Raw genomic sequence first — 21,763 nt, forward strand, 5'->3', positions numbered from 1 at the left:
TCCCAAAAATTCAACTATAAAATTTTATTTTTTTAAGTTTAAGTAAAAATTAACAATTAAAAATAAATTTAATTAAGGAATAAGTGTCGTTACTGAATTATAATCATAAATATCACTATCTAAATTACTTACAAATAGAATACTATTATTTCATTCAAAGTTTTGTTCTGCTATTTTTTCACTAAGTAACAATTGTTCAATAGATTTATCTAATAAATTTAATTGATCTAATTCTAAATTATTTAATACATCTTTTATAACTTGTTCACCACAAACATTATCATAAATTAAATTAGATAACAAATTTTCACTACTTAGTACCGAACTTTGTTCTTCATTAGCCATATATTCAAATTCTATTTCCTCTAACAACTTATCTAATTCTGTTTCTTGTGTTTCTGAATAAAGTTGTGATTCTAAAACATCTCATGCAATATTTTTTATTTGTTCACTACACATATCATCACAATTAAAATTGCTTAAATCAAAATTTTGTTTTGAACTAAAAACATAACCAGATTGTAATTCTCTTTGTTTTTGCTTTTTTTCCTTATTAAGTTGATATCTCTTTTTATCATACTCTCTTCTCCTTGCTTTTACTTCGGGTTTTTGATCATATTCTCGTTTTCTTGCTTTTACTTCAGATCTTTGTTTATATTCTCGTTGCCTTTCTTTATTGCGTTGATATCATAATTTACTATTTTTTAGTTCCAGTTCTTTATTAAGCTGATAACATTTTTTTCTATATTCTTGTTGCCTTTCTTTATTGCGTCAATATCATAATTTACTATACTCTCGCTGTTTTTCTTTAATAAGCTGATATCTTTTTTTATCATATTCTCTCCTCCTTACTTTCACTTCAGGTCTTTGCTTATATTCTTGTCTTTTTTCTTTATTTTTTTGAAATAAATAAGGTACATTAATAACTATACTTTCATTATCCATATGCTTTGCTCCTCCTATAAACATAATTAATTAAATTTAATTTAAACTTTTACCACATTTTTTCTATCTATCAAAAATTATATTTATTTTTTTTGATAAATAAAACTGTATTATTGCAATTTTTTTCAAATTCTTAATAAAATAAAAAATTTTATAGTATAAAATACCCATAAAATTTTTTATTTTATTATATTTGCTGAGTTATACTTGTAAGTGCAAGTAAATAAAATTGCAAAAAATTCTCATATAAAAATTTCATAATGCTAAATTTAGTTTAGAAAAAAGTAAGGAGTTTTTATATGAGTTATAAACATCTTGGCATAGATGAAAGAATTTATATTGAGAATCAATTGAAATTTAAATTTAAAATTAGTGAAATAGCTAAAAATCTTAATCGAAGTATTAGTACTATTATTCGAGAAATTAATAGAAATAAAGATAATAATCATTATTTTTCATTAATTGCACAAAATAAAGCTGAAAATCGAAAACAATCACATATTAGTTTTCATAAGTTTAAAAATAAGAATTTAGTAAAATATGTACAACAAAAATTACTATTAGGTTGATCACCTGAACAAATTTATGGCAGAATTAAAAATTTTCATAAAGAATGAGTTATTAGTTTTAAAACAATTTATACTTGAATTTATTTTGGAATGCTTGATAAAGTTACTAGTAAAAATTTAAGAAGAAAAGGTAAAAAACGAAAATCTAAAGAAAATCGTGGCAAGTTTAATGGTAAATCAATTAAAGAACGAGATATAAATGTTAATGATCGTATAACACTTGGTCATTGAGAAGGAGATACTATAGTATCATCACGAGGTAAAAGCAAATCATGTTTAATAACTTTAGTTGAAAGAGTATCACGATTTACTTTAGCAATATTAGTTAAAAACAGAACTACTAAAGTTATTAATAAAAATGTCAGTTATTATTTATCAATTCTTCCTAAAAACATTGTTAAAACTATTACTTTTGATCGTGGCAAAGAATTTTCAAATTGACAACAACTTGAAAAAAATTTAGATGTAAAAATTTATTTTGCCAATCCATATTCACCTTGACAAAGAGGTACTAATGAAAATACTAATGGTTTAATTAGAGAAAAATTTCCTAAAAAATTTATTTTTTCAAAAACTAATAAAAATGAAGTTCATAAATTTATATTGTCTTTAAATCAAAAACCGAGAAAAATACTAAATTATCTTTCACCAATCGAATATTTGGATAGAAAAATAATTTAGTTGCACTTACCTTTACAATTTAGCATTTTTAATTAAATCTTAGAAAATATTACTAAAAAAGTAAAATTTAATTTCAAAATTAATTCATCATTAAAATTATTAATAACTAATTTTATCGTTTAGATTTATTGAAAGCAATACCCAATGCTTTTGGTGTTTTACTTCATTTTGATGTAAACACTAAAACTAATAAAGATGTTACAAAAGGCAATATATTCCATATATCAGAATTACTTGATATTCATTGAGGAATATTTGGTAAAAACGTAATTCTGGCACCTGTTGTTTCAACAATAGCAAATAAGGCAGCACCAATTGTAATCAATGGTACTCTTCATTGTCCAAAAATTAAAATAGCTAAAGCAATAAAACCATTTCCACTAACTGTCCCACGAAAAGTTTGACTAGCATACATTGGAAAAATACCACCAGCAATTCCTGCTAAAAAACCAGATAATAATACAGCAACATATCGTTGTTTAATAACATTAATTCCTGCAGCATCAACCGCATTGGGATTTTCACCAGTCGCAACATGATGTAATCCTCATTTAGTATATTTTAGAATAATAGCAATACTTACTAAAACTATAATTGCTAAAAATAAATATAAATTAAAAAATTCATTATTACCAATTTTTGGTAATTGATAAATATTTGTTAATGAAATAAAACCATTATTCCCTGGTAACTGAACAACAAAAACTGCAATTGCTGCTGCTAAAATATTAATTGCAACGCCAGAAATAATTTGATCAGATTTTAAAGTAACTGATGCAAAAGCATGGAAACAAGCAAATCCCATTCCCGCTAATCCAGCTACTAATAAAGCAACAATTTGTGATCAATTACCTCAATTAACACCTATATTTTTTCCAAATGAAGAAAAAGCAAGAGCACCAATTGTCATCATTCCTTCAATACCAATATTAACAACACCAGCACGTTCTGAAATTAATCCAGATAATGCACCAAGTACTAAAACAACAAAAATTAAACTAGAATGTTCAAGAATTATTTTGAGTGCTTCCATTAACTTTTTCCTCCTGTTCTTTCAGTTTTTATTTTCATAATTGCTTGTTGTTCATTTTTAAATATATCAGTAAATTTATTAATAAAAGTTGTCTTTTCAATTTCCGCTTTTTTAGTAAATTGTTTAGTTAATATATTAATATTACTATTAATTGGGATAATTTGACTTTTTAATTGCTGTTTGTCAATTTTATAATTTTTAATTAAGTCTTTAACATTATTTTTATAATTAGTTTGAAGTTGATGTTTTGCTAAAATTAATTGTTTTTTTATTTTTTTATCGTCAGTTTTAACTGTTTGATTTTTTAATAACTTTAATTCATCACTTAATTCTTGTTTCAATTTATTAATTTCTCGATAAAGATTTAATTTTAAGTCTTTTACTCTTGACTTATCTAATATTGCTTTTTGTTTTTTTAATAATACTATTTCTCGAATTAAATCTTGCTTATAGTTATAAACATTATTTTCATATTTCATTTTTTCATTAATATACATATTTAAACTTTCACCATAAATCGTTTTTATTTCTTGTTGAAAATTATTTCAATTACCAATTTTACCTTTTTTTCAAATTGCATTATATTGTTTATATATATAATGATTTAAAGCTTTATTTTCTTGGAAAAATTGTGCTCAATTAACACCAACTTTATCATTTTTATTTTTAATAACTGCTTGTAACTGTAAGTTGATATCACTATTAACTTTATTAATTTCTTGTGAAAGATTTTGTTTTAAATTTTTAACTACTGACTTATCATCTCATAGTATTTTATTATATTTTCCTTTTAATTGTTCTTTATCAATTTTATATTTTTTAATTAATTCCTTAGTTTCAATTTTATAAGTAATTTGAAGTTGACATTTTTTTAAAATTAATTGTTCTTTTAATTTTTTATCATTAGTTTTAACTAATTCATTTTTTAATGACTTTAATTGATCACTTAATTCTTGTTTCAATTTATTAATTTCTTGTGAAAGATTTTGTTTTAAATTTTTAACTTTTGACTCATAATCTGATAATGATTTATTATATTCTATCTTTAAGTGATTAATTTTATTATTTTTTTCTTTAATTAAATCTGATTTTAACTTATTATATTGTCTCTTTATTTTAAAATTTTCAATAAAATGATAGTACATCTTGGCAATAAAACTATTTGTAACTTTTCGTTTTTCTCCATCAAAGGCTATATTTAAATAACGAATTAAAAATTTAATTGGCTGTAAACGAGATAATAAAACTGCACAAGCAGCTGAATAAATAATAACACCAAAAATAATATCACCAGTTGCTGTTGGTAATGTTAATACTGAACCAATTGAACCACCACTCTTAATTAAGCCTCAAAGAAAAGCAGAACCCACAACACCTATTGGATTAATTTGACCAACTAAGGCAACAGCTATACTATCAAAACCAATAGTTGGTAAATCATCAGTTAAAAAACTAATTGAAGGATTTTTGGCAATGTAATAAATAACAGCCATTACTCCTGCTAATGCTCCTGAAATAACAAATGATGTTATGCAATAATGTTTATGATTAATACCACTATAAACCGCAGCAAATGGATTTAAACCTACTGTTCGAATTTTATAACCTAAAGTTGTTTTTTTCAATAAAAATCAAACTGTTATTATTAAAATAATAGAAATTAATAATGGTAGTATACAATTATAACCATTAATACTCATACTCATACTATCATGAATAGTTGCTGATGTTCCATGATCAGCATCATATAAATCTTTATTGATTTTAAATAGTCATTTTACTAAATATCAAATTGTTCAATTTAATAAAATAGAAGTAACAACCTCATGAACATTAAAAAAAACTTTTAATAACACTGTTACCAACGCCACCAATATTGCTGCTAATACTCCAGCAAAAAGCGCGCTAATTATAGCTAATGGTTGTGATAAGTCATAACGGACACCAATTGCGATAACAACAGCTCCTGCTGCTAACATTTGACCCGCAACTCCAATATTAAACATTCTTGAGCGGAAAGAAATAACTAGTGCTAATCCTGCTACAATATAAATTGCTCATCAAACTAAAGTATTATCTCAATTATTAGCTGGCCAACTTGTAAAAGCATATGTTAATAACAACTGAAAATAAGTAAAAGCATTTTGACCTGAACCAATTATAACAAAACAAGCAATAATTAATCCAAAAATAATGGCAAAAATTGAACCCTTAAATTTAGTAAGACTACTATTCATTTCTTTTGAACCAAGATATAAACGACTTCGTCGTTTTAAAAATCATGTTTTTTGTTTAAACATTATCTTCATTTCCTTCCATTAACATTTTTTGTCCCGCCATCATTAATCCTAATTGTTCACGAGTAACATTTTTAGGACTAACATTACCAGTAATTTTACCAGCATGTAAAACAACAATTCGATCTGCTAATGACATAACTTCTGATAATTCATAAGAAATTAATAATACTGCATTACCTTCATTTTTTTCATCAAGAATACGACTATGAATATATTCAATAGCACCAATATCCAAGCCACGTGTTGGCTGAGCAACAACTAAAATTTTATGTTTTCTTGTTAATTCTCTACCAACAACCGCTTTTTGTTGATTACCACCTGACAAACCTCTAACTAAAGCAAAACCACTTTTACTACCACGAACATCATAATTATTAATAATATTTTGTGCATAAGATTGAATAGCTTTACTGCGAATCAAACCATGCTTAGAAAAAGGATATTCGCTAATATTTTGTAAAACCATATTATCAATAACATTATAATCTAAAACAAGTCCATATTTATGACGATCTTCAGGAATATGACTTAAACCACTTTTATATAAACTTTGAATTGAACTGTGTTTCATATTCTTATTACCAAAAAAAATATCACCTTTTTCTGGCTTAATCAAACCAGTAATTGCTGAAATTAATTCAGTTTGACCATTACCTTCAATACCAGCAATAGCCACAATTTCTCGTGACTTAACTTCTAAACTAAAATCAGAAAGACCCATTATTGATTTCCTATTACCAATTTTATGAACAAATAAATTATCAATTTTTAATAATACTGGCCCTAATACAACATTACCTTGATTTCTAATATCAACTAAATCTCTACCAACCATCAAAGTAGCAATTTCTTCTTTAGTTTTACTCTTAGATTCAAAAGTTTCAATAACTTTACCTAAACGAATTACTGTAACATTATCAGCAACTTGTTTAACCTCTTCTAATTTATGACTAATAAAAATAATAGTTTTACCATCACGTCTAAGTTCTTCAATAATTGTTAATAAACTAGTAATTTCTTGTGGTGTTAAAACCGCGGTTGGTTCATCAAGTACAATAATACTAGCACCACGATAAAGAACTTTTAAAATTTCAACACGTTGTTGCATACCAACACTAGCATTCTCAATTTTTAAATTAAGTTTAATGTCTAATTTATATTTTTTTGAAATTTCTAAAATTTTAGATTTAGCTTTTTTATAATTAATTCACTGTCATTTATGAACCGGCTCACTACCTAAAATAATATTTTGTAAAATAGTAAAGTTATCAACTAATTTAAAATGTTGATGTACCATTCCAATACCTAATTCGCCTGCTCTAATTGGTCCTGATATTACTACTTCTTTACCATTAATTTTAATAATACCTTTTGTTGGTTGATATAGTCCAAATAAGATTGACATTAGTGTCGATTTACCTGCACCATTCTCGCCAACCAAAGCGTGAATTTCTCCTTTTTTAATTTTAATAGAAATATTATTGTTAGCAATAATAGTATCTAAAAAAACTTTAGTAATACCTTCCATTTCAACAGCATATTGTAAGTTCTGTTTTTCAATATTTACTTGCATTTTATCACCCCTCTTAATTATTTAAATGGATCATATTCTTTTTTAATACCATTAATTCAATAATGATCTTTTAAATTGAGTACTTTTTGTCATCCAGCAGAAATTTTATCTAATCAATTAGTAGTTTCTGTCATTAATGGTGTGTAAATATCTTTATCACCATCTTTAATTGCTTTATTTGGTGCTATTCCAGTAAAATTAGGCCCACCTCTGTATGGTGCATCATCAATAAATGTTTGATCGGCAGTTGGATCAGTTGGATGCTCTGGATTCTGATCAGTTTTACCAACTGATTTTCAGAGCATAAGTTTAATTGAACTAATTAAATCTTTTTCTGCAGAAGTAATAAACCTATCTGCAGATTGTGGGTATTGAAGTTGTTGATCTGTATCAACACCAATAATTTTACCTTGACCAGATTTTTTTAATGATGATAAAGTATCTTCGGTTTGTGGTCCTGCTACCGGAAAAATAATATTAGTTTTTTGTCAAGCAAGATCATCATTAATTGCTTGTGAACCTTGTGAACCTTGAGTAAAATCACCACTAAATTGAGTACCTGAAGTTATAAATTTAATATTTGGTAATGATTCTTTAAAATCTGAATTTAAAATTTTAACTCATGATATTAATTTTTCTTCATCTTCTTTATTTTTAAATTTATTATTAAAAAACTGTATGGCTCAATAATAACCATACATATAATTAGTAACTGCTGGAATATCAAGTCCACCATAGGTTGACATTTTTAAATTATCAAGTCCACCATATTGATTAGCATGAGCAGTTAACCATATTGCCCCTGCCAATCCGGCTAAAAAGCCTGATTGTTCTGCTTTGTAAAGTAAACCAGCCAATTGTTTATTAGATTTTGGTACTTCTTTATTTGCAGTATCACCATCAATAAAAATAAATTTCACTTTATGTTTTAAAATAGTATTTTGTGCTTTAACCAAAGCATTATGATGTAAAAATCCTGAAGCAATAATTACTTTACTGTTTATGAAAACGGCTTTATTATATGATGTCATTAAATCATCAGTATTAGTTAATTGGGGATTATCTCAAGAAACCTCAACTCTTTTATTTTTATATTGAGGATCAACATAATCACTATGTGTTCAATCATTAAACTCTTGTTTAAACTTGAGGGCAGCATTATATGATGATTCATTAAAAGAAGCATCATTAATAGTATGTCCATCAGTTACAACAGTTATTCGATAAATATTTGGATCATTAAACTGACTATTGCAAGCAATGATTGGTAATATCATTATTACTGACAATGATATTGCACTAAATACAGTAAAAATTTTACGCATACTATTATATTCCTCCTACAATTATATATAAATATTTATATAAAAAAAATATAAAAAAAGAAAGCAAAAACATTGCTTTCTTAATTCAATTATTCAAAATAAAATAAAACTGTGTATAAATAAATTTTGAAAATAAATGGGTGGGAATAACTTACTATTAAAAAATACAGTATATATGTATTTAATATTAATTATTTTCTTATTTTCACAATTAACTCTAAACACTAGTTTCTCCTTTTAATGGCATAACTACCATTATATAAGATAATAAAACTTATTCTTTAAAAATTCAAGAATAATTATAAATTTTTTAAAATATATAGTAAAGTTTTATTAAAACTGTGGTTTATACTTTTCAACACTTTCATCAACATAATTTTTTCAAGCATTTTCTCACTTATCACGAGTAGAATCATTAGCTAAATCAGCAACTAATTTATTATAAGCATCAGTTACTTTTTGTGCCAAATGTCAATAATCATTACTATCAATAATTAAGTTATTATAAATAGCACTAATAGAATCATTATTAGCAATTCCAAGATATTGCTGACCACCTAATGCTGGTTGTGGTATGCTACCATCAAAGTATTGTTCACCATTAATAGGTTTAATACCATCCTCATTATAATCTAAATTAAAAGAATGTCATAATCAAGTATTAACTGACTTATGAATTCCTTTTAAAGCTGATGTAATAAAAATATCTTTAGCATAACTATATTGAACACTTTGATTAACATCGACACCAATAATTTTTGCTTTGCTATTAGTAGTAGAGTTTTTAACAGCTGATACTAAATCAATTGTTTGTGCTCCTGCAACAGGCATTACAATATCATCTTTATATCCATTAATTAATTGTGAAGTTATCGCTTTTGATGATTTTGTACCGGATTCAAAACTACCTGTAAATTGTTTAGCAATTTTATCAAAATGAATATCAAATTTATTAGTTCATTTTTCAATTTTTTCCTTACCCTCTTTAATTCTAATGGCATTAGTCATTTCCAATAAATTATCATTGCTATTACGATATTTATTAAAATAATATACACCTCAATAATAACCCATCATATAACTAACAATAGTATCAGCTGGTAAACCACCAAAAGTTGACATTTTTAAACCATTATCATCATATGTTTCATGATTAGCTGCTAATCATATTGCTCCTGCTAATCCTGATAAAAACCCTGATTGTTCTGCTGAATAACTTAAACACGCTACATCAACTGGCTTTTCTAATTTAGCATCAACTAAAATAAAACGAACACCTAACTTTTTATATTGATTTTGAATAGCTGATGTTAATGCACCAAGATGATTAAACCCAACAACAATAATTGTTTTAGCACCAGCAAATGTTGCTAAATTATAATTATTTTGTAAAGTTGAAACGGTACTATCTCGTGAAATAATTCAACGCGTTTTCATTTTTTTATTTTTTCAAACTTCATTACCGGGTAAATTACTAATCATAATACGATTATCATTAAATGTTTTAGTAAACTCTTTTGAACCTTCTAATACTTGCTGATTAAAAGCTTTATCGAATAAATCACCACCATCAGTAATTATTCAAATATCACCAACACTAGGAATACTACATCCAATTAATCCTACTGATGAACTATTTATTAACAAAGTAATAATTAATAATTTTAAAAAATATTTCATAAATTTCTCCTATAAATAAAAAAATGTACTACAGTAAAAATATTAATATTTATTTACAATTTTTTTATACTTTATTTTTACCATATTTTTCATCAAAATTAATAATTCCTCTATTATATGCATCAAGAATAATTCGTGCACAATGAACAGGATTATATAAATCAATTCTACTAATTGTTGCTTGACGAACACCTACTAATTTCCCCAAATATGCTTCAACCAAGTCTTAGACGTATACGCCTAATTTCTACTTCAATTGCCATTTTATTTCCCTCTCTAATTTTAGTTATTCCCAAACTTATTATGTTATGAAAAATTATAAAAAGATAAATTTTATTCTATATTTGCATAAAATATACTAAAATTAATATGGTGATACAAAATGGAAAATGAATTAATTAAATACTGAACAAAAAAAAGTTTTTTTTATGTTAGCATTTTGTGATTAATTGTTCAAATTATATTTATAATAATAGGTTCAATTTTAATAAATACTACTAGTGAAAAAATAATTAATATTTTATTAATAGTTGGCATAAATAGTTTAATTCTATTAATTTTGTTTGCTTTTTCTATTAATCATTATACTTATGAAACAGTTTATCAAATTAAAGTCAAAGGTAGTACTTTTCAAACTAAATTTTATCGTTATCTAATTATTCTATTTAGTTTTGGTTGATTAATTTTTTTCATTTTAAATGCATTATTTATGTTAGTTGAAACTGCCGTTTTTAAAAGCAAACTTGATTATTTTAATACTTTAAACGATCATTGATGAATTTTACTTATTGTAACAATATTTAACGTTTTAATTATTAGCATACATCGACAATTAATGCATTATACATTAACAAATTTACAATTACCATGAAGTAAATACATAAATAACAAATAGTAGATTATATCTACTTTTTCTTTGCATCTCATAAATTTATAATATTTTTTGCACTAATTAAACCAAATAATGATCCACAAGCAACTAAACCACCATTTAATCCAATAAAAACAAATGATAATCCTAATACTAAAGTTATTACTCCATTGCCAAGACTGGCAATACTAACAATAATTAATGGTAATAATGTAACAACAATTGAACCAACTCCAATTACTAAACCAAGAATATAACCAATTCTTTGTTCAAATGCTTTTCTTGAATTTATCATAACTAAAATAAATATAAGAATACCATAAGTTGTTAGACAAGCTATCAATATAATTCATCCTAATCATTGAATAGTACTTAATCCAGAATCAAAAACTTCTTGTAATCATTCTCCAAACTTCCATAATAATTCATAAGAACTTTCCATTAATCCTTTTAAAGAAATCATAATTATAGAAATAACCATTACCGGCATTAATGTTGTCAAAAGTAGATAAATACCAATGTTAGATAATGTTTTTGAAAATTTTAACATCCTTTTACCTTTTTATAATTATTATTTCGCAATATTTCTAGTAAACTATTCGTACTTTATTTTTAACATCTTATGCAAAAAAAATTTAAAATCTATAAACAATAATTTTATTTATCAATCATTTTTAAAATTATTAAAAACTAAATGTAATTAATAATTAAGTATCTAATTTTACATTTATCTTAACATTTAGCCAATATAAATCAACAATAATACGTAATTTAAATAGTTAATAATAATTATATCTTGTCTTTTAAATTTTAAAAATAAATATATTATCTTTATTGATTGTAAAATTTCAAAAAAAATGTTAAAAAAACTACAAACTAAATATAGTTTTTAACCTATTTACTTTGTTTCTCAAAGTAAATAGGTTTTTATTTTTAAAAGGAGTAAAAAAATGAATAAAGAAATTGAACAAGAAATAAAAAACTTAATGTTTAAAGAAATAAAAAAATTAAAAACATATGCTATTAATTATCATAATTACAAAAAGAAAATACAATTTAATGATATAGATATTCAAAATATAAATAATAGTATTGAAGATAAAAGTAAAAAAAGTAATATAAACAGTATTATGAGAGAACATAATTATGCAAAAACATTACCTATTTTATAAAAAAATTTAATTTAGTTATAAAAAGTTTTAATATCAAAAATAGTAAGAACATATGTTCTTACTATTTTTGTAAACTTTGGTCTTGATAACTTTTTCAATAATTTAAAATTACATCATCATTAAATAAATTAATTTCATTTTTCTTAATTCCTTTTTTTAATTTATTTATATTTTGTCATAATATATTTTGTAAAGGTATTGGATACTTTCATATTCGACGATTAGTTTTAAATTCTTTCAAATCTAACAGTTTATAAGAACGATTAGGAAATACTTTAACATCTAAATCATAATCAATGTATTTAACTGTTTGCGAATCTAAAATAAAAGGACTGGCAATATTACAATAATAATGAACACCATCATTACGAATCATACAAATAATATTGTATCAATCATTTTTAAAAAATAACCAAATTGCTGGATCAACGGTTGTTCATTTACGACCATTAATTTCAGTAATTGTTACATTCTCATTTACTAAAACTAAATATTTTTCAGTATCTTCTAAAACAATTGAATTATTTCAACTACGATATAAATCGCCATTATGCTTATATGCATGAATTGAAAGTATTTGCCCTTCTTTAAGGTACATATACATTTAAACCTCAACTTTCTGCAAATCATAAAACATAATAATTATACCATTATTTATTTAGTAAATAAAAAGCGAAAATAAATTTATAATAATATTTATTTAAAAAAGAAAAAACTCCAAAAAGGAGTAGTAAAAAAACATAATTTTATTAAATGGGGCGACTGACGGGATTCGAACCCGCGAATGTCAGTTCCACAAACTGATGCGCTAGACCGCTACGCCACAGTCGCCATATTAGTTTCTATAAGTAAAACCGTTAAATATTATACAATAAATTTATGATTTTTTAATATTTTTTTTCATAAAACTACAAAAATAATCATCTAATTTTCGTATATAACAGTAATAATAATAAAAAACAATGTTACTATTAACAATTAGAAAACAATTTAAAATTAATAATTAATCATAATAATTGATTTAAATACTCTTAATACCTTTTCTATGTGTGTATATCCTAATACACTTTTAAGCCATACTATATTTAGAAATTAGGAAGTTTACTGATTAAAACACTAGTCACAGTAATAGCTTTGTAATAGTGTTCCTATTGAAAATATTTTATTTAATAAAAATGAAAATAAAGAGAAAACTCTTGTAAAATTAACATATTTTATATCATAACAAATCAACACGATTGAAAAATTATCACAAATAATAATGGTATTTCTTTGAAATCAAACAAAAATAAATAATTATTCTAAAATAAGAAATATTACTAGTATTCTTAGTTAAATAAATAAAACTTATAAAAATATTAATTTTCTTTTTTCTTTTAAAATGCTTACTTCTTTTCTATTTTTATGTCTTTTATTTTTGTGTTTTTTACTTTTTTTAATTTTTTGCTGAGTTATACTTGTAAGTGCAAGTAAATAAAATTGCAAAAAATTCTCATATAAAAATTTCATAATGCTAAATTTAGTTTAGAAAAAAGTAAGGAGTTTTTATATGAGTTATAAACATCTTGGCATAGATGAAAGAATTTATATTGAGAATCAATTGAAATTTAAATTTAAAATTAGTGAAATAGCTAAAAATCTTAATCGAAGTATTAGTACTATTATTCGAGAAATTAATAGAAATAAAGATAATAATCATTATTTTTCATTAATTGCACAAAATAAAGCTGAAAATCGAAAACAATCACATATTAGTTTTCATAAGTTTAAAAATAAGAATTTAGTAAAATATGTACAACAAAAATTACTATTAGGTTGATCACCTGAACAAATTTATGGCAGAATTAAAAATTTTCATAAAGAATGAGTTATTAGTTTTAAAACAATTTATACTTGAATTTATTTTGGAATGCTTGATAAAGTTACTAGTAAAAATTTAAGAAAAAAAGGTAAAAAACGAAAATCTAAAGAAAATCGTGGCAAGTTTAATGGTAAATCAATTAAAGAACGAGATATAAATGTTAATGATCGTATAACACTTGGTCATTGAGAAGGAGATACTATAGTATCATCACGAGGTAAAAGCAAATCATGTTTAATAACTTTAGTTGAAAGAGTATCACGATTTACTTTAGCAATATTAGTTAAAAACAGAACTACTAAAGTTATTAATAAAAATGTCAGTTATTATTTATCAATTCTTCCTAAAAACATTGTTAAAACTATTACTTTTGATCGTGGCAAAGAATTTTCAAATTGACAACAACTTGAAAAAAATTTAGATGTAAAAATTTATTTTGCCAATCCATATTCACCTTGACAAAGAGGTACTAATGAAAATACTAATGGTTTAATTAGAGAAAAATTTCCTAAAAAATTTATTTTTTCAAAAACTAATAAAAATGAAGTTCATAAATTTATATTGTCTTTAAATCAAAAACCGAGAAAAATACTAAATTATCTTTCACCAATCGAATATTTGGATAGAAAAATAATTTAGTTGCACTTACCTTTACAATTTAGCTTTTTAATAAGTTTATTTTCTTTTTTTAATTTTTCTTCTTCAGCTCTTTTACATTCTTCTTGTAAATTTTTTGCCTTTTCTAATTTTCTTTCTTCTTCATTTTGTTTTATTCTTTCTTGGATTTCTTTTTCAATACGTTTCTGATTTTCTTCAAAATCTCTTCTTTCAAATTTTCATTCTCTAGACATACTTAATTTCTCCTCTTTTAAAAAAATAAAAAACCCATATACTTTAAAATAAGACAACGGGTTAAAAACTATATTAAGCTTATAAAATTATTATACTTAAGAAAAATATAATTACAAATATTTTCTAAATATTGTCATTATTTAGTGATAATTTCCTATTAGTTATCGAGCAAAAATTTCCCAAAAGTAAAGTTAAATATACTTGGTGATAAATATGGAAAGAAGCATGACTATGAAAGAAAAATATAAGTTTAATATTATAAATGACATTATTATTAATAAATTATCTAAACATCAAGCTAAGAATAAACTTAACCTAACTATTAGAAGAATTAACCAATTAATTCAAATTTTCAATAGAGAAGGTAAAGTTGGTTTTATTCATAAATCCCAAAATAAAATTTCTAATAAAACAACAAATTTTGAAATCAAAATTAAGATTATAAATTTATATAAAACCAAATATTATAATTTTAATTTTCAACATTTCCATGAGAAATTAAACAATGAAGAAAAAATTAAAATTTCATATAGTACACTTTATACTATATTAATTAAAGAAAAAATTACTTCACCAAAAAGACATAAAAATAAGAAAAATAACTTGCATCCTACAAGAAACCGAAGAACAAATTTTGGTGAATTAATTCAAATGGATGCAAGTAATCATCATTGATTTGGTAAGGATAAACCAAAAGCTTTTTTACATGCTGCAATTGATGATGCTACAGGAAATATTGTCGGACTATGATTTGATCATCAAGAAACATTAGATGGTTATTATAATGTTTTTTATCAAATTTTAACTAAATATGGCATACCAAAAACATTTTATACTGATAATAGAACAGTTTTTGGATATAAAAAACAAATCGATGCTGGCAAAATAAACACGGAAAATGATACTTATACTCAATTCCAAAAGTCTTGTAATGATTTAGGTGTTGAAATTATTAGAACTTCCATTCCACAAGCTAAGGGTAGAATCGAACGCTTATTTGGAACACTTCAAAGTCGCTTAATTAGTGAACTTAGACTTAATAAAATTAAAAATTTAGAAGAAGCTAATCAATTTCTTAAAATATATATAAGTATTTTTAATAAGCAATTTGCCTTACCTATTGATAATAATAAATCTGCTATGATTAAAGCTCCAAACCAAGAAGAAATAAATATTTATCTTTCAAGATTTTCTAAAAGAAAAACGGATAGTGGTTCAACTATAACATATTATGGTAAAAAGTATTTTCCTTATAAAAATAGCAAAGTTCAATACATACAACCTAGAACTGATGTAATTGTACTTAAATCGTTTATTAATGAGTTATATCTTAGTTATAATCATCAAATATATGAATTAAAAGAAATAGCACCAAAACCAATTATCAAAGAAGATTTGATAAAAACTAAAAAGGTTTATATACCAAATAAAAACCATCCTTGAAGATATGGATACTAATAATACCAAATTAAAATTAGATAAAATTCTTTTTATAAAAGATTATTTTTGTGAATACTTAACTATATAAAATTTTAAATCGTTTGTCGAGCAGCAAATTTGATGCCTTAAAATTGATTTTAAAGATATAAAAAATAAAATTATACACCACCAACAGCACCAGCACCAGAAGCCATTGTTGTAATACCACCAACAACATTACCAATTATGGGAATAGTATTTAAAGCACCATTAACAATAGTTAATGTGTTTTCACAATTTAAATTTGATTTATTTTCTAGATTTAGAAGTCTGTTGTCAAGTTCATTAACTTGTTTTTTTAAAGTTTCAAAATCTGCTTTGATTCCTTGAATATTTTTGTTTAATTCATCTAACTTTAATTCATGTTCAATTAAAGTTGAAATATAACTTCAATCTCTTATATAACCTTTTATTATTTCTTTTTCTTGTCTTTTTCAATTATATAATGCTTGAGGATTAAATGTTTTAGAATTATTGATTGCTTGTGGTAAAGTAGAATTTCATTCATTTATATGTGCAAATCATTGTTTAACTTTTGAATCATTTGCTATAATATTTGAAATTTCATTAAATTTATCTTGTGTTACATAGGTAAAAGTTGGTTTTGTCAAACCATAAGAATAGGGACTAAAAGTACCAACAATTATTTTTTTTCAAAATAGCCAATAAAGTGTGAGTAATTAGATTTATCCAATAAATAAACTTCTGATAATTTAAAATTATGATATTTTTTCTTTATGGCACTTTTAATTTCGTTATCAACGTTATGATTAATTTTTCCTAAATTAATTTTTATATCTTTATTTCAATCTGGAAAATCATTTTCTAAATTATCAAGACGATTATTTGGATAATATTTCTCATCTTCTGTTATTATTCTTACTGATTCAAAATCAAATCAATTAAATGGTTTTTCATAAAGTACAATTTCTATACGTTCTTTTCTAGAACTATCTGTATATACTTTTTCAATTTTTGAAAAATTATCTCAAATTGTTTTACCTACTTGTTGTATTTCTTTTCATGTTCATGGAAAAATTGCAGTAATTGAAATATCATTAGAATTATATCGTTGCATCATATCCTCTTTAAATTTTTCGCCAAGTTCTCATGCAGGATTATCTTTTCAATAATGATAATCAGCTATTATTCCTTCAAAAGTTTTTGGTGTAAATGAACAAGTTACTTTACCTCAACTACCCCTTATTTCGTTTTTACCATTTAATGTTCTTTTTAATCGATTTCTGTGTTTTTCATGACGATGTTTATTCATATTTATTTTGCTATTTGTTGTTGGGTTGTTAATAATAAAATCTGTTTGATTATTACTTGCAAAATTTAATTGTTGATTTACTAAATCTAAACTAGTCGTATTTTTTCTAACTCAATTTTTAATATTTGAATTATCAATTGACTTACCATTAATACCTTGTATTTTATTATTTAAAAGTGGAGCAGTTAATACTCACAATTTAAATCAATAACTTGGACTAAAATATTTCATAATTTTGTTCTCCTTTGAAAGTAAATATAAAAATATTTACTTTCAAAACAAAGCAACTTTTATTTGTTAAATTTTACTTCTTTTTTATTTTTTTTGATAAATATTTTTGGGAAATTTTCACTCGATATTGACAATATTTTCTAAATATATAAATAAAAATTTAATTATTTTTTTATATGCTGAGTTATACTTGTAAGTGCAAGTAAATAAAATTGCAAAAAATTCTCATATAAAAATTTCATAATGCTAAATTTAGTTTAGAAAAAAGTAAGGAGTTTTTATATGAGTTATAAACATCTTGGCATAGATGAAAGAATTTATATTGAGAATCAATTGAAATTTAAATTTAAAATTAGTGAAATAGCTAAAAATCTTAATCGAAGTATTAGTACTATTATTCGAGAAATTAATAGAAATAAAGATAATAATCATTATTTTTCATTAATTGCACAAAATAAAGCTGAAAATCGAAAACAATCACATATTAGTTTTCATAAGTTTAAAAATAAGAATTTAGTAAAATATGTACAACAAAAATTACTATTAGGTTGATCACCTGAACAAATTTATGGCAGAATTAAAAATTTTCATAAAGAATGAGTTATTAGTTTTAAAACAATTTATACTTGAATTTATTTTGGAATGCTTGATAAAGTTACTAGTAAAAATTTAAGAAGAAAAGGTAAAAAACGAAAATCTAAAGAAAATCGTGGCAAGTTTAATGGTAAATCAATTAAAGAACGAGATATAAATGTTAATGATCGTATAACACTTGGTCATTGAGAAGGAGATACTATAGTATCATCACGAGGTAAAAGCAAATCATGTTTAATAACTTTAGTTGAAAGAGTATCACGATTTACTTTAGCAATATTAGTTAAAAACAGAACTACTAAAGTTATTAATAAAAATGTCAGTTATTATTTATCAATTCTTCCTAAAAACATTGTTAAAACTATTACTTTTGATCGTGGCAAAGAATTTTCAAATTGACAACAACTTGAAAAAAATTTAGATGTAAAAATTTATTTTGCCAATCCATATTCACCTTGACAAAGAGGTACTAATGAAAATACTAATGGTTTAATTAGAGAAAAATTTCCTAAAAAATTTATTTTTTCAAAAACTAATAAAAATGAAGTTCATAAATTTATATTGTCTTTAAATCAAAAACCGAGAAAAATACTAAATTATCTTTCACCAATCGAATATTTGGATAGAAAAATAATTTAGTTGCACTTACCTTTACAATTTAGCATATATTATTGTGAATAATAATCATCAATAAATGGAATTCTTCAAAATATTTCTGGATGATAAGTATAAGATATAAGAAATGCTAACAATCCTACACCAATAATAAAGAAAAATATATCTTTAAAATCAATATGGTATTGACGAAAACGTGTTCTTTTACCTTGCGGATCATAACCCCTTGAATCCATAGCGTATGCTAAATCTTCTGCTTTTTGAAATGAAGAAACTAATAAGGGAATAATTAATGATACTAACGATTTAACTTTTTCTTTAAAATGACCATTCTTTAAATCTACACCACGTGATGCTTGCGCTTTTAAAATTCTGCCCGCTTCATCTAATAATGTAGGAATTGAACGAAGAGCAATAGAAATAATCATTGAAATAATATGTACTGGAAATTTAATTAATTTTAGTGGTAACATTAAATCTTCTAATGCTAATGTTAAATCTAATGGTTGAGTTGTGGTTGTTAAAATTGTTGTAATTAAAATCATTAAATAAATTCTAAGAGCAATATAAATACTAACAAATATAGCTTTATACGATACTTTAATACCATGCCAACGTCAAATCATTCCAACATTAGGGCCATCAGTTAAAAAACAGTTAATTATAAATAAAATAAATGCCATAAATAAAATGGGGCGCATTAATTTTAATAACATCATAAAAGGTAATTTTGCACAAAAGAAAATTGTTATGACAGTAAAACCAATAAGAGCGTAACCTTCAAAACCAGTATGAAAAAAAAGTGAAGCAATTAAACAAATTAAAACTAGTAATTTAATTCTTGGATCTACACGATGAATGATTGAATTTAAAGGTAAATAACGACCAAAACTAACTTTCATTATTTATTACTCCTTACTTTTTATTGCTATTTTTTTTGGATAATATTTTTGACAACTGGTCAATTAATTCTGAATCACTTCTAGCAGTAATTTTTGATGTATCAAATCCTGCTGCTTCTAATTTATATAAAAAACTATAAATTTTTGGTGGCTCAATTCCGGTTTCGGTAATTAATTTTTTATCTCTAAAAATAGTAATTGGATCTGCTTTTTTATAAATCTGTGTATTATGTAATACAATAACTTCATCAGCAACCATTAGTACATGATTCATATTATGAGTTACTAAAATAATAGTTTTATTTTCTTTATGATTTAAATCATAAAATAAATTAATTAATTCTTTTTCACCATCGGGATCAAGTCCTGCTGTTGGTTCATCTAAAATTAAAGTATGACCTTGTAATGCCAAAATACCAGCAATAGCAACTCTTCGTTTTTGACCACCAGACAAATCAAATGGACTTCTTGATAAGTATGTTTCGTCTAATCCAACCAAATTAATATATTTTTTTGCTAACTCTCGTGCTTTATCTTTTTTCTCACCAAAATTAACTGGTCCAAACATAATATCTCGTTCAATAGTTTCTTCAAATAACTGATATTCGGGAAATTGAAAAACTAAGCCAATTTGTTTACGTATTTTTTTAATATCACGAATTTTTTTTTGATTAGCCTTAATAATAAAATCATTAATAGCAACTGAACCTGCCATTGGAACTAATAAACCATTAATATGTTGAATCATAGTTGATTTACCACTGCCAGTTTCACCAATAATAGCAACTATTTTTTGTTCAACAATTTCAATAGTAATATCTTTTAATGCTTGATATTGATAAGGGGTTTTTGGAGAATAAGTATAACTTACTTCTTTGAATTTAATTGACATAAGCTAGAAATCAGCTCCTCTTCACTTAATGTTTCATTAATATTAATTCCCTTATTTTTTAAACCTAACGATACTTTTAAAACAAAAGGAATATCTAAATGAATACTTTGTAAAAACTCTCATTCTTTTAATATTTCAGATGGAGTTCCATAACGAACTAATTTACCTTTATTCATAACAATAATTTTATCGGCATTAATAATTTCATCCATATCATGAGTAATAGAAATAATAGTTTTATTGCGTTGTTCTTGTAATTTTAACATAATTTCTTTAACTTCTCGTTTACCTTTTGGATCAAGCATACTAGTTGCCTCATCAAAAATAATAATATCAGGTTCTAAAGCTAAAACTGAAGCAATAGCTACACGTTGTTTTTGACCACCAGATAATCATAGTGGTTCATGATCTAAATATTTTTCCATACCCACTGCCCTAGAAACTCTGTCAATAATTGCTGGCATATCACTGGGCTCAACTAAATGATTTTCCAAGCCAAAAGCAATATCATCACGAACAGTTGAACCTATAAATTGGTTATCAGGATTTTGAAAAACAATACCTAAGTGACGACGTAATTGTTTAATGTTTTTATTAGTAATTGTTTCACCAAATAATTGAATTGTACCTTTTTGTTTGTGTAAAACACCAATAATAATTTTTGAAAGTGTTGACTTACCACTACCATTATGACCAATTATAGTAATATATTCACCATGATTAATATCAAAACTAACATTATCAACAGCGTTATTGTATTCTGGTTTATAACGAAATTCAACATTTTTTAAACTTAATGAAATTTTAGATTTACTCATATTACTTCTAACTCCATTTTAAATATTATGCTAGTAAAATTATAACAGTAATTTTATATATATCAATTTATAATTTATAAAAATTATAAAAAAAGAA

At 24.1% G+C, this 21,763-nt stretch carries 21 protein-coding genes and 1 tRNA gene; 6 read left to right on the forward strand and 16 right to left on the reverse strand.

Annotated features, from left to right (window positions below; genetic code table 4):
• Positions 1-72: 72 nt before the first annotated feature.
• Positions 73-945, reverse strand: a complete 873-nt coding sequence (locus tag AACL03_RS02395) for a hypothetical protein (RefSeq protein ID WP_339039079.1) — start codon at positions 943-945, stop codon at positions 73-75.
• A gap of 299 nt (positions 946-1,244) precedes the next feature.
• On the opposite strand from AACL03_RS02395, the gene AACL03_RS02400 reads away from it, so the two are divergent.
• Positions 1,245-2,195, forward strand: coding sequence for an IS30 family transposase (locus tag AACL03_RS02400; RefSeq protein ID WP_339038665.1), 951 nt, complete (start codon positions 1,245-1,247; stop codon positions 2,193-2,195).
• Positions 2,196-2,307: 112 nt separating this feature from the next.
• Here AACL03_RS02400 and AACL03_RS02405 read toward each other — a convergent pair whose 3' ends face one another.
• From AACL03_RS02405 to AACL03_RS02430, 6 genes are all read right to left on the reverse strand, one after another.
• Positions 2,308-3,228 (reverse strand): ABC transporter permease, encoded by a 921-nt coding sequence (locus AACL03_RS02405; protein WP_252319468.1) that lies wholly within the window; start codon positions 3,226-3,228, stop codon positions 2,308-2,310.
• On the reverse strand, positions 3,228-5,528 hold the full coding sequence (locus tag AACL03_RS02410; protein WP_339039081.1) for an ABC transporter permease subunit: 2,301 nt from the start codon (positions 5,526-5,528) through the stop codon (positions 3,228-3,230). Before AACL03_RS02410 ends, AACL03_RS02405 begins: the two co-directional genes overlap by 1 nt.
• Positions 5,521-7,101, reverse strand: a complete 1,581-nt coding sequence (locus AACL03_RS02415) for an ABC transporter ATP-binding protein (RefSeq protein WP_338958106.1) — start codon at positions 7,099-7,101, stop codon at positions 5,521-5,523. The genes AACL03_RS02410 and AACL03_RS02415 overlap by 8 nt, the downstream gene beginning before the upstream one ends.
• Positions 7,102-7,118: 17 nt before the next feature.
• Positions 7,119-8,426: a BMP family ABC transporter substrate-binding protein gene (locus AACL03_RS02420; RefSeq protein ID WP_339039084.1), complete on the reverse strand. Its 1,308-nt coding sequence runs from the start codon at positions 8,424-8,426 to the stop codon at positions 7,119-7,121.
• 333 nt (positions 8,427-8,759) lie between these two features.
• Complete coding sequence (locus AACL03_RS02425) at positions 8,760-10,106, reverse strand: BMP family ABC transporter substrate-binding protein (protein WP_339039086.1); 1,347 nt, start codon at positions 10,104-10,106, stop codon at positions 8,760-8,762.
• A gap of 64 nt (positions 10,107-10,170) precedes the next feature.
• Entirely contained in the window at positions 10,171-10,314 is a 144-nt protein-coding gene (locus AACL03_RS02430) for a hypothetical protein (protein WP_339039088.1), read from the reverse strand.
• A 174-nt stretch (positions 10,315-10,488) separates the two neighbouring features.
• Here AACL03_RS02430 and AACL03_RS02435 point away from each other — a divergent pair, with 174 nt between their 5' ends.
• A complete protein-coding gene (locus AACL03_RS02435; protein ID WP_252320146.1) occupies positions 10,489-11,001 on the forward strand; it encodes a hypothetical protein in 513 nt (170 codons plus the stop codon).
• 10 nt (positions 11,002-11,011) lie between these two features.
• Here the strand turns inward: AACL03_RS02435 and AACL03_RS02440 are convergent, their stop codons facing one another.
• A complete protein-coding gene (locus tag AACL03_RS02440; RefSeq protein ID WP_252320148.1) occupies positions 11,012-11,527 on the reverse strand; it encodes a hypothetical protein in 516 nt (171 codons plus the stop codon).
• Positions 11,528-11,927: 400 nt separating this feature from the next.
• Between AACL03_RS02440 and AACL03_RS02445 the strand changes: the two genes are divergently transcribed.
• A complete protein-coding gene (locus tag AACL03_RS02445) occupies positions 11,928-12,149 on the forward strand; it encodes a hypothetical protein (protein ID WP_338958120.1) in 222 nt (73 codons plus the stop codon).
• Between the two features lie 61 nt (positions 12,150-12,210).
• Here AACL03_RS02445 and AACL03_RS02450 read toward each other — a convergent pair whose 3' ends face one another.
• Positions 12,211-12,747 (reverse strand): DUF402 domain-containing protein, encoded by a 537-nt coding sequence (locus tag AACL03_RS02450; protein WP_338958122.1) that lies wholly within the window; start codon positions 12,745-12,747, stop codon positions 12,211-12,213.
• 156 nt (positions 12,748-12,903) lie between these two features.
• A tRNA-His gene (locus AACL03_RS02455) sits at positions 12,904-12,980 on the reverse strand.
• A gap of 718 nt (positions 12,981-13,698) precedes the next feature.
• Here AACL03_RS02455 and AACL03_RS02460 point away from each other — a divergent pair.
• Positions 13,699-14,649 carry an IS30 family transposase gene (locus AACL03_RS02460; protein ID WP_339039091.1) on the forward strand — a complete coding sequence of 317 codons (951 nt, stop codon included), beginning with the start codon at positions 13,699-13,701 and terminating at the stop codon, positions 14,647-14,649.
• Here the strand turns inward: AACL03_RS02460 and AACL03_RS02465 are convergent.
• Positions 14,646-14,861: a hypothetical protein gene (locus AACL03_RS02465; protein WP_339039093.1), complete on the reverse strand. Its 216-nt coding sequence runs from the start codon at positions 14,859-14,861 to the stop codon at positions 14,646-14,648. The genes AACL03_RS02460 and AACL03_RS02465 overlap by 4 nt on opposite strands.
• Positions 14,862-15,075: 214 nt before the next feature.
• Between AACL03_RS02465 and AACL03_RS02470 the strand changes: the two genes are divergently transcribed.
• Positions 15,076-16,320 carry an ISNCY family transposase gene (locus AACL03_RS02470; protein ID WP_339039095.1) on the forward strand — a complete coding sequence of 415 codons (1,245 nt, stop codon included), beginning with the start codon at positions 15,076-15,078 and terminating at the stop codon, positions 16,318-16,320.
• 140 nt (positions 16,321-16,460) lie between these two features.
• Here the strand turns inward: AACL03_RS02470 and AACL03_RS02475 are convergent, their stop codons facing one another.
• Together AACL03_RS02475 and AACL03_RS02480 are read right to left on the reverse strand one after the other, a co-directional pair.
• Positions 16,461-16,952 (reverse strand): hypothetical protein, encoded by a 492-nt coding sequence (locus AACL03_RS02475; protein WP_339039097.1) that lies wholly within the window; start codon positions 16,950-16,952, stop codon positions 16,461-16,463.
• Positions 16,953-16,984: 32 nt separating this feature from the next.
• Entirely contained in the window at positions 16,985-17,845 is an 861-nt protein-coding gene (locus tag AACL03_RS02480) for a hypothetical protein (RefSeq protein ID WP_339038780.1), read from the reverse strand.
• Between the two features lie 282 nt (positions 17,846-18,127).
• On the opposite strand from AACL03_RS02480, the gene AACL03_RS02485 reads away from it, so the two are divergent.
• The gene (locus tag AACL03_RS02485) at positions 18,128-19,078 is read left to right on the forward strand and encodes an IS30 family transposase (protein ID WP_339038665.1); all 951 of its coding nucleotides are present in this window, start codon (positions 18,128-18,130) and stop codon (positions 19,076-19,078) included.
• Positions 19,079-19,107: 29 nt separating this feature from the next.
• Here AACL03_RS02485 and AACL03_RS02490 read toward each other — a convergent pair whose 3' ends face one another.
• The 3 genes from AACL03_RS02490 to AACL03_RS02500 are packed head-to-tail and all read right to left on the reverse strand — an operon-like array spanning position 19,108 to position 21,666.
• On the reverse strand, positions 19,108-19,956 hold the full coding sequence (locus tag AACL03_RS02490) for an energy-coupling factor transporter transmembrane component T family protein (protein ID WP_281748540.1): 849 nt from the start codon (positions 19,954-19,956) through the stop codon (positions 19,108-19,110).
• Between the two features lie 13 nt (positions 19,957-19,969).
• Positions 19,970-20,848: an energy-coupling factor transporter ATPase gene (locus AACL03_RS02495; RefSeq protein WP_281748539.1), complete on the reverse strand. Its 879-nt coding sequence runs from the start codon at positions 20,846-20,848 to the stop codon at positions 19,970-19,972.
• Positions 20,824-21,666 (reverse strand): energy-coupling factor transporter ATPase, encoded by an 843-nt coding sequence (locus AACL03_RS02500; protein WP_252320168.1) that lies wholly within the window; start codon positions 21,664-21,666, stop codon positions 20,824-20,826. Before AACL03_RS02500 ends, AACL03_RS02495 begins: the two co-directional genes overlap by 25 nt.
• Positions 21,667-21,763: the final 97 nt, after the last annotated feature.

This window comes from Spiroplasma endosymbiont of Andrena trimmerana (genome assembly GCF_964019575.1).
In the GTDB taxonomy this organism is placed as follows: Bacteria; Bacillota_I; Bacilli_A; order Mycoplasmatales; family VBWQ01; genus Spiroplasma_E.